The following is a 14,521-nucleotide window of genomic DNA, read 5'->3' as shown; positions in this document are numbered from 1 at the left end:
AGATCAGCGCAGGCGTCCATGATCTTGCCTCTTCCACACGAGTACCTCCGACGGCCGGTCAGGCCCTCAGGACGCGAGGACCGCGGTCTTGGCCTGCTCGTACTCGGCTGCCGTGATGTCTCCGCGGTTCTTGAGCTCCGCAAGCCGGGAAAGGTCCTCGGCGTAACTCCTGGGGCCGGCGCTCTCGCGCACGTAGGAACGGAATGCCTGCTCATGCTGCTGAGCCCTCTTCAGCTCGCGTTCGCCCATCCCCCGACCGCGTGCGATCAAGTACACGATCACGCCCAGGTAAGGCAGCAGGATGACGAAGACGGTCCATCCTGCCTTTCCCCAGCCGTTCATCTCGTCGTCGCGGAAGATGTCACCGATGACGCGGAAGAGCAGCATGAACCACAGCACCCAGAAGAAGCACAGCATCATGGTCCAGAACATGTCCAGCAGCGGGTAGTCCACCGCTAGATCGAACATCGCGCCATTCATCGCCGGTCTCCTGTCGATTGGGGCGGGGGCCTGGTTTCCAGAGCGCCGGTGGTACCTGGGACTTGGGAATCACCGGCCCGTGCGCATCGGTCGCCGCGTCATGCCGGTTCCGGCGTGAAGGGATACAGCTCGTCCGCTCCGGGCTGTACAACGCCGTAGCTGCTTTCCGGCACCTCGTTCCAGGCACCCGGCAGGTCCCCCAGGGGCTCGGACACGATGAGGCGGGTCTCCTCGGAGATGTCCCGGAGGAACGCGATGTCGGGATGGAGCCTGCGCAGCGCGTCCACCCGACTGCTGTAGAACAGCGACCGGGAAGCGTGCCCGCTGGAGTAGCGGAAGGCCCACACGCGCTCGCCGTCAGTAATGGCGAGCGTCATCTGGAGGGGGGACTCCACACCGTGGTCGCGGCCGACGCGCTCCACCACTCCCGCCATCTTGGCGACGGCAGTCGGCGGGTCCTGGTCCAGGCCGAAGGTGAGGGCCAGGTAGAACATCACCTCGGAGTCCGTCGTCCCCCCGATGTCGGCGTACAGCATGGGATCGACCAGCATGGTGAGGTCTCGGCGCATGAGGTGGAAGCCCGTGATGGCGCCGTTGTGCATGAACATCCAGCGGCCGTGCCGGAACGGATGGCAGTTCGACTGCTGGACGGCGGTTCCGGTCGACGCCCGGATGTGGGCGAAGAACAGCGGGGAGCGGACGTGGTCCGCCATCTCCCGCAGGTTGCGGTTGTTCCAGGCGGGACCGACGTCCCGCAGGAGCGCCGGGGAGTCGTTGTCCTCCGTGTACCAGCCGACACCGAAGCCGTCCCCATTCGTGGTCTCCACACCCAGGTTGGAATGCAGACTCTGGTCGATCAGTGAATGGGCCGGTTTGTACAGGATGGTGTCGAGCAACATGGGGGTCCCCGAGTAGGCCAGCCATCGACACATGTGCGATCACCTGTGTTCCTACTGCTACCTGCCACCACGGGCAGAAATGCGCTTGGGTCCCGCGCGGCCTCGCTCGGGATCGCCGGCAGTCGGACCATCACCTCTCTGCAGCGACGTGCCGACTCAGAACCCCTGGGCCGCATCCGAAGACAACTGAGGGTGTCTCGCGGCGCTGCGGGCGTCCAGTCCGTACAGGCCCGCCGGGCGGCCGCTCCTCCGGCCCTTTCATTCTCCTGGCCCCCTCAGGTCATCGCCACCCAGGCGGCGACCCGGCCCCCATTCAGGGAGGTGTGGTCACCAGGTGGCCGGCTACCGTTCCGCCGGGCGCTCCGGCCTCGCGCCCACCCGGCCGCCGGCCGCCAGCAGTGCCAGTACGGCGAGCACGGCGAGCAGGATGAGGGCCAGGAGCAGGACCGTGAGCACCGTGGGGTGGTTCCACAGGGCGAACACGAGGGCGAGGACCAGGAGCACTCCGGTGGTGAGCAGGCGCCGGCGGGCCTGGACCCACGTGCCGACCCGGCCGGTGTGCACTCCGTGGGCGGCGCCCCAGCCCGCTGCGGAGTCGGCCGCGCGCTCCGCCGTACCCCGCACACCGCGGGGCAGTCGGCCCGCACCGGACAGGTAGGCGCCGAGGGCCACCACGACCCCGAGGACCAGCGCGGTACGGAGGCTGACCCTCAGGAACCGCACGAGGGTGTCGAAGATCGCCGCCGCGGCCGCGGGCGACTGGACCTGCTCCGGAAGGTGGTCGAGGTAGTAGCGGCGGGCGACGGCGAGGCCGATGGCGAGGATCAGGCAAGCGGCGGCCGCGCACAGCATCGTGGTCACCAGCGCTCGGCGTCGGCGACGTGCGAGCAGCACCCCGATGGCGCCGAGGACCACCGTGAGCACGGGAAGCCAGGTGCCGAGGACGTCGAGGAGGTGGACCGCGCCTCTGATCTTCGCCAGCTTGTCGGACTGGAAGAGCACCATCTGCTTGTCGACCTCGGGGATCTTCTCGGCAGGTGCGAGCCCCGCCTTCACGAGGTCCTGCTTGACGTTCTCCACCGCATCCCCGATGTCGAGCGTGACGGTGCCGCCCTCGACCTCCACCGCGCCACGGCCCTCACCGGTCAGCGCCCGCACCACGGAGGAGTGCGCAGCACGGTTGGCGGTGGTCCAGATCTTCTCGAAGCGGTCGCTCTCCACGAGGCGGGTCGCCACCTTGGAGACAGCCGCGTCGGCGGCGGAGTCCAGCTGCGGGCCCAGCGCCTTGACCGCCGTGCCCACGCGGTCCGGCAGCCCCTGGGCCTGGAGCCAGGCCGCCAGGTCGGACGTGACCTGGGCGCCGTCGACCCGGACGTCGGCCGCCTCGGTGATGCGGTGCACGGCGGCCGCTTCGATCGCCGGGTCGGAGGCGAGGGGGGTGACCGTGGACACGTACCGGTCGGTGTCCAGCACGATGTCGTGCACCCAGACCGTGAGGAGCGCGACCGGGACGAAGATGCACGTCAGCGTGATCATCACGGCCGAGAGCACACTCGCCACGATCCGCCGGCCACGCCCTCCACCCTTCCGAACCAATACGGGCGACACATCTGACGGATCGGGCGGCACACCCATGGCGCCCCCTCGGGCCGGAGACGAAAGACCCGGTCCCGGCCATTGGACACGTCGCGGCACGGGTCCGCGCGTTCAGTTGCGCCCATCGTGGGAGGCACCAGGCTGACCCACCGGTGGTTCGTTAGGCTTGCAGGTAGACGTTCGGCTCCGTCAGAACTCCGTCAGAAGCCGGCTTCGAACGGGCGCCGAGAAGCTTCGGACCCGCACCACTCGTACGACTGGAGCGTCGCGTGTCATACCGTCTGCGGCCCAGCCTGGCTCGAACGACCGTTGTGGCCGGCTTCGCGATTGCCCTGGCCGCTGTTCCGTCCGGCTCCGCATACGCGTTCACCGGTGGCAACCACGAGACCATCACACGGGCCGCCCTGCCTTGGGAGCCGGCCACCCTGTTCGAGATGGCTGATGCGCACAACGGGGCGATCAACGCCAACGACCGCGGCGGCTACTTCCTCCTCGGTCCTCTGCACTGCGACAACGCCGACTACCTCGCACCCCGCTACGTCGAGGACTATCCCCGCAGCCGGGACGAGGCCACCACCGAGCTCCTCGCCTGCATCCGTACCTCCGTCGCCCGCTTCCGGAGCGCGGTCCGGGCAGCCGACGGCCTCGTCGACGTCCACGGCACAGTCCGCGCCGACCAGAGCGACCTGTCCTCCCACTGCACCTGGAAGGAGACCCCCGACCGCGCCAAGTGCGAAGTCCTGGAACAGCTCGGTCGTGGCTGGCACCAGCTCCAGGACTTCTACTCGCACTCGAACTGGTCCGACCAAGCCGCACCCGTCCCTGTCGGCCTCGCCGACCCTCCCGGACTGGCACGCACCGATGTCGCGCCCTTCTTCGACATCCGCCGCTACAGCACCATGAAGGACGCCGACTGGACCCGGGACGCGCGCACCCGGATACCCGTGGACCTCACGACCGGCTGCTACTCCGACTTCGATTCCACCGGCGTCAAGGACGACGACTGCGCCGGCCGAGTCGCTCACAACCGCGACCTGAACAAGGACACCGCCGCGTCCGCCCGCTCGAAAACCGGTGACAACTTCAGCCACGCCATTTCCGGGGCCACCGCCGAGATCACCCGCCAGTGGAACGACTTCAAGGCCGAACTACTGAAGACCTATCCGGACGACCGGCGCGGCGAGCAGATGATCTGCGCCCTCGTTCACGACGACCCGCGGTCAAGCTGCCCCTGAACGGCCAAGGACGTGCTGCAGTCGTCCCTGGCGGGTGTCGAGGACCGGCCTGGAGCAGCGGGCCGTGTCCGACCGGCCTAAAATGGGCGTACTAGGCGAACACGGCATGTCCGATGGCTTCGAAGGGTCTCCACATGGCCCTTCTGCCGACCCGGGAGGCGTGATGACCGTATCCCCCGACGCGGCGCCGCAGCGCAGGCAGAGTGATCCCGAGGATGTCCTCAATCAGCTGGGAGGCTCGTGGCACTGGGCACTCGGTTTCGCCCTCGCGACCCTGATTCCGGGCATCCTGGTACTCGTCTGGCCCGACGAGACGCTGCACATCCTCGCCGTGATCATCGGCCTCCAGCTGCTGGTAGCCGGTGGCTTCCGTTTCGTGACGGCGTTCTCACACAGCGGCGACGGAGGCGGCAGCAGACTGGCGGGAATCCTGATCGCCACGCTGGCATTCCTGGCCGGCGTCCTGGTACTGCGGCACCCGATGCAGACGATCGGCGCACTGTCCCTGATCGTCGGAGTGTTCTGGCTGCTGACCGGCGTGCTCACGGCGTACATCGCGATCGCCGACCGCGCGCTCGTGCACCGCGGCCTGCTCTTCGCCCTGGGCGCCCTCGGCGCCGTCGCCGGAATCGTGGTGCTCTGCTTCCCGGTGGACTCCGCGGTCGCCCTGACACGACTGCTGGGACTGTGGCTCGTCCTGCTCGGCGTATTCGAAGTGGTGATGGCCTTCGCACTGCGCTCCGCCACCCGACAGATCACGCCCACACCTCCCGGGTGAGTGCCGGGCGCCGGCAGCCCCTCACCCGCAAACGGACCGGCGCTGACGCGGCGAGCGTCCGTTTGCCTCCCTCCTTTGCGTCGAAACGGCCCTTCTCCCGGGTGACCACTACGGTTCGGGGTAGCCACATATCGTGATCACTTTTGGAGTCGAGGAGGAGTACCTGCTGGTCCACCCGGATACCCTCCTGCCCACTCCGCTCGTGCAGCAAGTGCGTGCCACGGCCCGCCTGGCGCCGATCGCGGACGAGAGAGAGATCCAGGACGAGCTGCTGCAGGCGCAGATCGAAATCGCCACCCCGGTGTGCACAGCCCTCGAGGAGGTAGGGGGCCATCTCCTGCGTCTGCGTCATGCGGTCGCGTCCGCCGCCCGGGCGAACGGCTGCCGCATCGCGATCTCCGCCACCGCGCCGGTCAGGGGCGTGGCACCCGTGCCCGTCACCAGCACGGCGAGGTATCTGAAGATGGCGGGAGAGGCCCGCCTGTTGGCCGACGAGCAGCTGATCTGCGGGATGCACGTCCATGTCGGGATGCCCGACCGCGAGACCGGGGTGGCCGTCCTGAACCGGCTGCGGATCTGGCTTCCGACCCTGCTGGCGATGTCGGCGAACGGGCCCCTGTGGGACGGGCGGGACACCGGGTTCGCCAGCTGGCGCACGATCATCTTCGGCCGGTGGCCGGTCAGTGGCCCACCGCCGTACTTCGCAGGAATGGCGGACTACGAGGCACGGGCCGACGGGTTGCTGGAGTCGGGGGTAGTTCCGGACCGGGGGCAGCTGTACTGGCAGGCCCGGCTCTCGGAGCGATACCCAACGATCGAGGTGCGCTGCTGCGACGTGCAGTTGGAGGCAGACGACGCCGTCATGCTCGCCGGGGTCGTCCGCGCGCTCGCCGCCACCGCGATCGCCGAGGAGAAGGCGGGCGCCGCTCCCGCGCTGTGCCCGCCAGAGGTCCTGCAGGCCTCGACGTGGCATGCGGCCCGGCACGGGATGAGCAGCACGCTGGTAGATCCGGCCGGCCGGATTCGGAGCAGCGGGGACGTTCTGTGCATGCTGCTGCGGCACATCACGCCTGCTCTCGAAGAGAGCGGCGACTACCGCGAAGTGAGCGCGCTCGTTCACCGGCTTCTCCGGCAAGGCACCGCAGCCGACCGCCAGCGCCGGGCGCTGGCCGAAGCCGGTCTACCGGCAGTCGCGACCCTGATCACCGCATGATCCGCCACGGCGTGAGTTCACGGGTGCGGGAGCGGAGCCGAACGGCCGCTCGGCTGGATGTCGTCTCGCCGTTCGCCGACGTTGGCGGCGGTGCCTTTTCAGGCTGCGGCCGCGTCGCCGGTGTGGTCGCATCTCCTCATGAAGGATCCGTTCGCGTACGACGACCCGACCGTCTTCTCGTCTTTCGCCCCGGCTGACCGCGTGGCGGCCCGCCGTACGGTGGCCGCCCATGCCCAGAGTCCGGCGGAGTTGGAGATGCTGCTCGACATGCTCGGGCTGGTTCCCGATGAGAAGCCGGTACGGACGACGACGTCAGGACCTGAGCGCCTGGGCGGGTGAAGCCTCCTGCGCGGCTCCTCGGCACGTTGTCGTCCGTCTCGCGGCGGCTACCAGGGGTGCCGGCGGGCAGGATGAAGGTGACTTCGGTGCGGTCCTTGCGCTGCTTGCGTTCGAGCACGGGGAAGGGCTCCTGACGGCAGGGCGGGCGACGGTGTCCGCCCATGTTCGGGCTGCCGTGGTGCTCCGCCGACGGACGCGGCCGGGACGCCGCTGCGGCTTCACTCACCCGGAGCCGACCCGGAGAAACGTGTCTGCGCGCGATCTGCAGCGGAGGTGGCCGACGTGAGCCGAGGTGCACCGCCACCTCGGCCCGTCGCCTTGCCGCCGCGCTTGTACGCCTCGGGGATCATCGAGGTGGCGAGCATCGCCAGCACCGATCCGGCAGCAAAACCCTTCCGCGGGCATGTTGGAGATGAAGACTGCGACCAGGAAAGCAACGCTCACATGGCCGCCGGCCGCAGCGCTCGCCCCAGGACGATCGATGCGGGAACTCCGCGAGCAGTGCACCGATGACGATCGACCGGTCGGCCGACCCCTTGACAGAGGCCGAAGCAGCCCGGTCGACGAAGCATTGACGATGTGGTCGATGAGGGCGGGCGGGTCGTCCTGAGGGCGGACTCCGAGGGGGCCTGCGCCCTGCCCGGTGTGCGGGGCGTCGTCGGGACAGGCACGCTACCCACCTGACCAGGCAGGTCAAGGCGGTAGTGAAGGAGTTGGCGGGCCGGGCGGGAGTCCGCTTGCTGGCGGCACTGCCCGGCTGCCGCCAATCAGCTGACCTCCCCGGCGGGTCGATGTCCGGCGGTCCTGGGCCGCTGGGAGCGTGCTGTCATGGCATCCGAGGCAGGTACTCCCAAGAAGTCGGCAACGGCGGGAGTCGTCCTGCTGACGCTCGCGGCCGGGCAGTTCCTGATGGCGCTCGACAGCTCCGTCATGAACGTCTCGATCGCGACGGTGGCCGACGACGTGGGTACGACCGTGACCGGGATCCAGGGCGCGATCACCGCATACACCCTCGTGATGGCGATGTTCATGATCCCCGGCGGCAAGGTCGGCGCGCTCATCGGCCACAAGAAGGCATTCCTGATCGGCTGCGTGATCTACGGCTGCGGATCCCTGATCACCGCTCTGGCCCCGAACCTGCCCGTGCTCCTGCTCGGCTGGTCGTGCCTCGAGGGGATCGGAGCCGCACTCATCCTGCCCGCGATCGTCGCGCTGGTCGCCGGCAACTTCACGACGGAGCGCCGGCCGGGCGCGTACGGACTGGTGGCCGCCTCCGGAGCCGTGGCGATCGCGGTCGGGCCGATCATCGGGGGCATCGCCACGACGTACTTCTCCTGGCGCTGGGTCTTCGCCGGTGAGGTCGCGATCGTGCTCGCCATCCTGGTGCTCGCCCGCCGCACCGCCGACGCACCGGTCGGCGAGCGCCGGCGCATCGACCTGGTCGGCGCCGTACTGTCCGCCCTCGGGCTGGGGGTCTTCGTCTACGGGGTGCTCCGCTCGAGCGAGTGGGGCTGGTTCCAGCCGAAGCCCGGTACGCCCGCCTGGCTCGGCATCTCCCTCGTCGTGTGGCTGATGCTCGCGGGCCTGCTCCTGATCTGGTTCTTCCTGCGGTGGGAGGCCCGCCTCGTGGAGCGACACCGGGAGCCACTGGTGGACCCGGCCCTGCTGCGCAACCGGCAGCTCACCGGCGGCCTGACGATGTTCTTCTTCCAGTACCTCGTACAAATGGGCGTGTTCTTCGTCGTACCGCTCTACCTGTCGGTCGCACTCGGCCTGTCCGCGCTCAAGACCGGTGTACGGATCCTGCCGCTCTCCCTGACCCTGCTGGCCGCCGCGATCCTGATCCCGCGCTTCCTCCCGAACGTCTCACCGCGGCGGGTGGTGCGCCTGGGCGTCCTGGCTCTGCTCGCGGGCGCGGTCGCCCTGCTGGCCGCACTCGACACCGACGCGGGCGCGGAGATCGTCACCATCCCGCTCCTCCTCATCGGACTCGGCATGGGAGCACTGGCCTCCCAGCTCGGCGCCGTCACCGTCTCCGCGGTCCCCGACAAACAGAGCGCGGAAGTCGGCGGCGTCCAGAACGCCGTCACCAACCTCGGCGCCTCGATCGGAACGGCACTCGCCGGGTCGATCCTGATCGCCTCGCTCACGTCCTCGTTCCTGACCAGCATCGAGCAGAACCAGGCCGTCCCCGCCTCGGTGAAGAGCCAGGCCACCGTCCAGCTCGAGAGCGGCGTGCCCTTCATGTCGGACGCCCAGCTCAAAACCGCCCTCGACAAGGCGGGCACGAGCCCGGACGTGACCTCGGCCGCGATCGACGCGAACACCGCCGCGAGAGTCGACGGACTGCGCGCCGCACTCGCCGTCCTCGCCCTCGCCGCCCTCCTAGCCATGTTCTTCACCCAGCGGATCCCGACGACCCAGGCAGGCTCCACGGAACCTGCCGGAGCGGCGGGCCGTACGGCAACGACCTAAGATGAGTCTGCCGAGCAAACGCGGCATATACGACGAACCAGAGGTGCCACTACGGGCCATTCGGGCCGGCCCGGGAGGTGTCCATGTCCGTACCCTGCGACGCAGCGCCCCGGCAGACGCCGAGTGATCCCGAGGACGTCCTCGGGCGGCTCGGAGGCTCCTGGCACTGGGGGCTAGGCTCCGCCCTCGCCACTCTGGTCCCGGGCATCTTGGTACTCGTCCGGCCGCACGAGTCGCTGCACACCCTGGCCGTGATCATCGGTCTGCAACTCTTGGTGGCCGGTACCTTCCGTTTCGTCACGGCCTTCTCGCACGGTGGCGACGGGGGCAACATCAGACTGGCAGGTGGTGGCCCTTGCACTCCGGTCGGGCCGCGCCAGCGCCTCCAAACTCAACCCGGGTTGATCCGCATCGCCAGGCAGGAGTGGCATTGATGTCCCACACCTCAACCACCGCGATGCGCGCGGTGCCCGACAGCACTCCCGAGGAACGCGCGGCCTTCGGCAAGCAGGCCCGCCGCCGCTCGCCCCGGTCGCAGCACGCCGTATACCGGCTGGCTCCAGACCGACCCGACCCGCTGGCGATCCTGGAAGCGCAGTCCTCGGCCCGAGTTCAAGAGCTGGTCCCGATCCGCTACGGCAGGATGTCAGAGTCTCCCTTCCGGTTCTACCGGGGAGCCGCCGCGATCATGGCGTCCGACCTGGCCGGCAGTCCCGACTCCGGGATCACGGCACAGCTGTGCGGGGACGCGCACCTGCTGAACTTCCGGCTACTGGCCTCTCCGGAGCGGCGGCTGATGTTCGACATCAACGACTTCGACGAGACCCTGCCGGGTCCGTGGGAATGGGATGTCAAACGGCTGTCGGCGAGTCTCGTGATCGCCGCCCGAGCGAACGGATTCGACGACGCCGAGCGCGCACGCATCGTGAGGTCCGGGGTGCGCTCGTACCGCGAGTCGATGCGCGGTTTCGCCGGCATGGGCAACCTCGCCGTCTGGTACGCGAAGATCGACGCGCGCCGCCTGAAGGACCTGGCCGCCGGTCAGCTGGACAAGAGCGGGCGGAAGAAGCTGGCCGGCGCCCTGGCGAAGGCTCGCCGGCACGACACCTTGCAGGCGTTCGGGAAGCTCACCGAAGTGGTTGGTGGACACCCGCGGATCGCGGCGGATCCCCCGCTGCTGGTGCCGGTCGCCGACCTCCTGCCGGACGTCGAGCGCAGCGCGCTCGAGGACCAGTTGCGCCGTCTGCTCGACCACTACGGCCAGACGATGTCAAGCGACCGCCAGGCACTCCTGGAGGACTACCGGCTGACGGACATGGCCCGCAAGGTCGTCGGCGTGGGCAGCGTCGGCACCCGCTGCTGGATCCTGCTGCTACTCGGCCGCGACGGCACGGATCCGCTCTTCCTGCAGGCCAAGGAAGCCGACACCTCCGTACTCGCCGCCCACGTCGGCGCAAGCCAGTACGACAACCAAGGCGAGCGTGTGGTCGCGGGGCAGAGGCTGATGCAGGCGGCCAGCGACATCTTTCTCGGCTGGCAGCGGATGGAAGGGATCGACGGCAAGCAACGCGACTTCTACGTCCGCCAGCTGCGTGACTGGAAGGGCATCGCCATGCCGGAAACGATGACGCCCGGGCAGTTGGAGACGTTCGGCGAGGTATGCGGCATCACCCTTGCCCGTGCCCACGCACGGTCGGGCGACCGGATCGCGATCGCCGCTTACCTGGGCCGCGGCGAATCCTTCGACCACGCGCTGGTCGCCTTCGCCGAGGCCTACGCCGACCAGAACGAACGCGACCATCAAGCCCTCGTCGACGCAGTCCGCGCAGGGCGGCTCCCGGTTCAAGATCTGAATCCGTGATCGGCTGAGGCGTCCCCCGGGGTGTGGACACAGGGGTTCAGGCTGCGACGAGTTCGGCGCGCATGTGTGAGGCCATGGACCAGCCGCGTCGCCGCCAGTCTCGTCGGGACCACGGTCGAGTGGTACGACAACTCATCCGATCAGAGCTGTCACCTGCGGCTTTCCGGCGCATGGACCATCTGGACCAGCACCGAACCAGCACGAGATCCGAAGCGGACCGCTCGCTCTTCCTCCCGACAGCACAACGGCCACTCCGTCAAGGGACATCGGCAACGCGATCTCCGTCACGCTCCGTACAGCACAACCGAAGAGCCCCCTGAGGCCACTTGGTCCCGATGGTCGCCCGCATCGCCGGAGCCAACAAGGCTCCCTCACGCCACACCCTTCAGCCGAGTACCGGGTCTCCTGTCGAATCGGGGTACTCGAGCCGAAGGAAGAACCAGCCGACTCCGGCGTCGCCGACGCAAAGGTCAGGCCGCGATATGCCGTCCTGATCCGCCAAGTAAGTACCGGGGCGTTCGGGATCGCGAAAGCGCTGGAGGAGGTTGGCGCAGGTTCGTGCCTCGCGCATGCGGTTCCGATCGCCAAGGAACTGGAAGCAGTCCAGGAGGAAGTTGCCGTCACCCGCGGCGCCGTGGCACAAACCGGGTGTAGCCCTCCGTGGCAGTTCACGCATCGCCGTGATGGCTGCTTGGCAGGCGGCTTCCGCGCACCTCTCCCGTGCTTCGATCTGCCCGAGGCGGAGGAGGAACTGGCCTATACCGATCGCGCCGTGGCATTGACCCTGCAGCCGCATGGATTCGTCGTGCAGGCTCTCCCTCCAGCACCAGCCGCCATCGGGATGAGGACGCACCTCGGAGAGAAGGAGCTCGCCGGTGGCGCGCGGCACGCGCAGAACGGACTCGCTCTCCGTTGCCACACCCAGTTCGAGCAGGGCGAGAGAGATGCCGGCTGCCCCATGTGCCAGGCCCAACAGTGCATCGTTGTGCAGGTTCCTCAGGCTCTGGGGGGCCGACGGCCAGCACCAGCCCGCCCTGCCGTCCGGCGCCGGCTTGGCCGAGCGGATGAGCCACTTGCCAATTCGGAGCGCCTCGTCCAGGTACGAGCGCTTGGCTGTCGCCTGTGCGAGCCGTACGAGGAAGGTCACGTAGCCGGCCGCTCCGTGCAGCAGGTCAAAGGACTCGAATCGCACACCCTGCAGGCGGCGGGCCCGGAGCTCCGCCGCCGACAAGTACGCGGGCTCATCAAGGAGTTCCGCAAGGCGTACGAAGAACCACCCAACTCCGGACTCGCCGCAATACAGACCCGGTTGGGCGCGTCCCGATGCCCAGACAGGCCCTGCCAGCCACCGGGCGGCCTCGCGGGCCGCCGATGTGTACCTGCCTTCGCCGGTTGCCCGTCCGAGTGCCGCGAGGAAGAGGGCTATCCCCGCGGCGCCCTGGTAGATGTCCGGCCCGCAGAAGGGCGCTCCGCCCGGTCCCGTACGGGTCGGCCAGCACAGCCCGCCGTCACGCTCGATCCCGGAGTCGCACAGCGCGTCGCCGACCTCACGCGCCAGATCCAATGCCCGGGCCGTCCGGGAGGCCGGCTCCCTGAACCCCGGTCCGAGCCGGGGCGGATCGGTCACAGTCCGCGGGCACGTGGTCACGGCCTCCCTCAAGGCCTGCTCGACCTCCCGCATCGTGGGGTAGCGCGCAGAGATCTCCCACGCGCCGGCCCGCTCGATCACCTCGGCCAGCGCTGTCGGCACATCCGGTCGGCTTTCGCGCACCGAGGGGATCCTGGCCGGCTCCCGCAGTGGTTCCGCAGCGGTCTTCTCCACCGCGCGACCGCCGCACAGGACGGCGTACATGAGGGCGGCCCACGAGAAGACATCATCGGCGGGAGACGGAAGTCCGCCCGCCCACTGCTCCCGCGAGCAGTATGCCGCCGTACCCAGCCCACTCGGTGGGACAGGCACGGTGCACACTTCATGGGCTATCCCGAAGTCGATCAAGCGGTGATCGCCGCTCTCGGTGCGAATCAGGTTCGCCGGGCTGAAATCCCGGAAGACGACTCCCTGTTCGTGGAGATGAGCGAGGATCCTCGCCGAATCCTCACCGATCTTCAGCATCTCGGGCAGGGAGAACACCTCCCCTCTGCTGCCACGGACCTCCATCTCAGCGGCGAGGGACCGCCCTTCGACATATTCCAAGGCGACGAAGAGGTCGCCCTCCAGTTCGAACCGGTCGAGGCAGCGAGGAAACACGGAGTCACTGTCGTGCCTGGCGAGAAGGTCCGCCTCTGCTTCGCCCCAGTCCGGTGAGAGCCTGCCGTAGAGGTCCCCGCCCGTGTCGTGCCAGAACTCCTTGAGCACACAGAGCCGGGGCGGCGAGGAACCCAGGTCGATCGCACGGTAGACAGCACTGACCGCGGAGCAGCCGAGCACGTCCACGATCAGGTAGCGGTCGGCTATCGGCGGCTTCCGGGGCTGCGTGGGAACGTAGACGCCTCGGCCCTCGAAAGGATCACCTGTGCAGGGGAACAGCGCACGGACCTCGTGTTGCCGACGATCAGCGAACAGGCGACCCGCGCTGTCACGAAGGTCGCCCAGCGCGTCCTGGGCCTCGACCTCGCCGTTGCCGGCCGCGTCATGCGCGCCGAAGCGGCTACCCGATTGTTGAAACACGCCGTACCGATAGTGGACCAAGCTCCCGGGCCTGAGCTGTTGGTCGCTGCGGATGCGTGGGCCGCGCCAGCCCGTGGTGGCCTCGTCCAAGGCCACCGCGAGCCCTACCGCCTCATCGTCGCTCGCTGGATAGGCGGTGATGAACTTGCCCACCTGACCCGTACCGTAATGACCGTTGTTGAGCTGCAACAGTTGGAGGCGGGTACCCACGACCTTACAGCTCACTCCACGGTCCAACAGGACAGGAATCACTCGCGCGAGGACCTCCGTCGCCGACCACGGTGTGGCACTGACATGGAGCTTCCAACCCTGAACCGGGCAGTGGCTGGCGGCGAAGTAATGCGTACTGAAGAGGTCATCGTGGCTCATCCACGGCATATGCCGTTCAAGCAGACGCCGCACCGGGTCCTGGTCTGGAGGAGCCAGAAAGGAGCGGTCGGGAGCATTCGGTTGCATGGGCAATCCTCGCGCGAATGGTCACGGCCCCGACGCCACTGGGCCTCCGCCTAGCCCCAACAGCAGCGTGTTACCGTGCGGCTCGTCACCCGGGTCGTCCTACCGCCGCCGCAACGCTCCCCCATGTCCAGGGCTGCCTCGTCGTCAACCACAGGGAGTGCCGCCTTACGGAAGAAGCTGTAGTCGACTGCCGAAGTGTCATAATCCGTTGAGGCCAGGAGCCTTCGCAACGCACTGTCGTCCCCGCAGGACAAGGCGAGCAGCTCTACAGGTGACAGATTGAATCTGCACAACTCCCTTACCGGGTCCCGCTTTACCGCATGAGCGAACGAAGGATCCTCAGAGAGACTCGTCAGTAGTTCTCGAAGCGACTGGTCAGACATTTTGACGCTCCTCGGAAGGGCAGTTTCGAAGCTCTGGATGTTCACCCACATCGAGGCAAGTGGCACGTTGAAACGCCAGAGAATGCTTCTCTTCCTCGGCCGTAGCTTGGACATCCGCAGCTTCTCGGTTCTGACGGC

The 14,521-nt window shown here is 68.3% G+C and carries 10 protein-coding genes and 1 pseudogene; 7 read left to right on the top strand and 4 right to left on the bottom strand.

Going from position 1 to position 14,521, the window contains the following annotated elements:
* Positions 1-66: 66 nt before the first annotated feature.
* The 3 genes from OOK31_RS15635 to OOK31_RS15625 form a co-directional block, all read right to left on the bottom strand.
* On the bottom strand, positions 67-480 hold the full coding sequence (locus OOK31_RS15635) for an SHOCT domain-containing protein (protein ID WP_267013127.1): 414 nt from the start codon (positions 478-480) through the stop codon (positions 67-69).
* A gap of 98 nt (positions 481-578) precedes the next feature.
* Positions 579-1,412: a class II glutamine amidotransferase gene (locus OOK31_RS15630; protein ID WP_267013126.1), complete on the bottom strand. Its 834-nt coding sequence runs from the start codon at positions 1,410-1,412 to the stop codon at positions 579-581.
* A 309-nt stretch (positions 1,413-1,721) separates the two neighbouring features.
* Complete coding sequence (locus OOK31_RS15625; RefSeq protein ID WP_267013125.1) at positions 1,722-2,915, bottom strand: hypothetical protein; 1,194 nt, start codon at positions 2,913-2,915, stop codon at positions 1,722-1,724.
* A gap of 494 nt (positions 2,916-3,409) precedes the next feature.
* Here OOK31_RS15625 and OOK31_RS15620 point away from each other — a divergent pair, with 494 nt between their 5' ends.
* The 7 genes and pseudogenes from OOK31_RS15620 (at position 3,410) to OOK31_RS15590 (ending at position 10,876) form a co-directional block, all read left to right on the top strand.
* Positions 3,410-4,210, top strand: a complete 801-nt coding sequence (locus OOK31_RS15620; RefSeq protein ID WP_267013124.1) for a CinY protein — start codon at positions 3,410-3,412, stop codon at positions 4,208-4,210.
* A gap of 163 nt (positions 4,211-4,373) precedes the next feature.
* On the top strand, positions 4,374-4,988 hold the full coding sequence (locus tag OOK31_RS15615) for an HdeD family acid-resistance protein (RefSeq protein ID WP_267013123.1): 615 nt from the start codon (positions 4,374-4,376) through the stop codon (positions 4,986-4,988).
* A gap of 133 nt (positions 4,989-5,121) precedes the next feature.
* On the top strand, positions 5,122-6,201 hold the full coding sequence (locus OOK31_RS15610) for a glutamate--cysteine ligase (protein WP_267013122.1): 1,080 nt from the start codon (positions 5,122-5,124) through the stop codon (positions 6,199-6,201).
* A 138-nt stretch (positions 6,202-6,339) separates the two neighbouring features.
* Positions 6,340-6,540 carry a hypothetical protein gene (locus OOK31_RS15605; protein WP_267013121.1) on the top strand — a complete coding sequence of 67 codons (201 nt, stop codon included), beginning with the start codon at positions 6,340-6,342 and terminating at the stop codon, positions 6,538-6,540.
* An 828-nt stretch (positions 6,541-7,368) separates the two neighbouring features.
* On the top strand, positions 7,369-9,015 hold the full coding sequence (locus OOK31_RS15600; protein WP_267013120.1) for an MFS transporter: 1,647 nt from the start codon (positions 7,369-7,371) through the stop codon (positions 9,013-9,015).
* Positions 9,016-9,098: 83 nt separating this feature from the next.
* Positions 9,099-9,326 (top strand): annotated as a pseudogene (locus OOK31_RS15595) (DUF308 domain-containing protein); the annotation flags it as partial.
* Positions 9,327-9,448: 122 nt separating this feature from the next.
* Complete coding sequence (locus OOK31_RS15590) at positions 9,449-10,876, top strand: DUF2252 domain-containing protein (protein WP_267013119.1); 1,428 nt, start codon at positions 9,449-9,451, stop codon at positions 10,874-10,876.
* A gap of 385 nt (positions 10,877-11,261) precedes the next feature.
* Here the strand turns inward: OOK31_RS15590 and OOK31_RS15585 are convergent, their stop codons facing one another.
* On the bottom strand, positions 11,262-14,000 hold the full coding sequence (locus OOK31_RS15585; RefSeq protein WP_267013118.1) for a lanthionine synthetase LanC family protein: 2,739 nt from the start codon (positions 13,998-14,000) through the stop codon (positions 11,262-11,264).
* Positions 14,001-14,521: the final 521 nt, after the last annotated feature.

It is taken from the genome of Streptomyces sp. NBC_00249 (assembly GCF_026342355.1).
Taxonomy (GTDB): domain Bacteria; phylum Actinomycetota; class Actinomycetes; order Streptomycetales; family Streptomycetaceae; genus Streptomyces.
This window is presented reverse-complemented; position numbering and strand designations above follow the sequence as displayed.

Excerpts from the sequence above, each read along its gene's own strand:
- OOK31_RS15625 (WP_267013125.1), bottom strand. The coding sequence starts at position 2,915 with ATGATCACGCTGACGTGCATCTTCGTCCCGGTCGCGCTCCTCACGGTC.
- OOK31_RS15590 (WP_267013119.1), top strand. The coding sequence starts at position 9,449 with ATGTCCCACACCTCAACCACCGCGATGCGCGCGGTGCCCGACAGCACT.
- OOK31_RS15635 (WP_267013127.1), bottom strand. The coding sequence starts at position 480 with ATGAATGGCGCGATGTTCGATCTAGCGGTGGACTACCCGCTGCTGGAC.
- OOK31_RS15620 (WP_267013124.1), top strand. The coding sequence starts at position 3,410 with ATGGCTGATGCGCACAACGGGGCGATCAACGCCAACGACCGCGGCGGC.
- OOK31_RS15605 (WP_267013121.1), top strand. The coding sequence starts at position 6,340 with ATGAAGGATCCGTTCGCGTACGACGACCCGACCGTCTTCTCGTCTTTC.
- OOK31_RS15585 (WP_267013118.1), bottom strand. The coding sequence starts at position 14,000 with ATGCAACCGAATGCTCCCGACCGCTCCTTTCTGGCTCCTCCAGACCAG.
- OOK31_RS15615 (WP_267013123.1), top strand. The coding sequence starts at position 4,374 with ATGACCGTATCCCCCGACGCGGCGCCGCAGCGCAGGCAGAGTGATCCC.
- OOK31_RS15630 (WP_267013126.1), bottom strand. The coding sequence starts at position 1,412 with ATGTGTCGATGGCTGGCCTACTCGGGGACCCCCATGTTGCTCGACACC.
- OOK31_RS15600 (WP_267013120.1), top strand. The coding sequence starts at position 7,369 with ATGGCATCCGAGGCAGGTACTCCCAAGAAGTCGGCAACGGCGGGAGTC.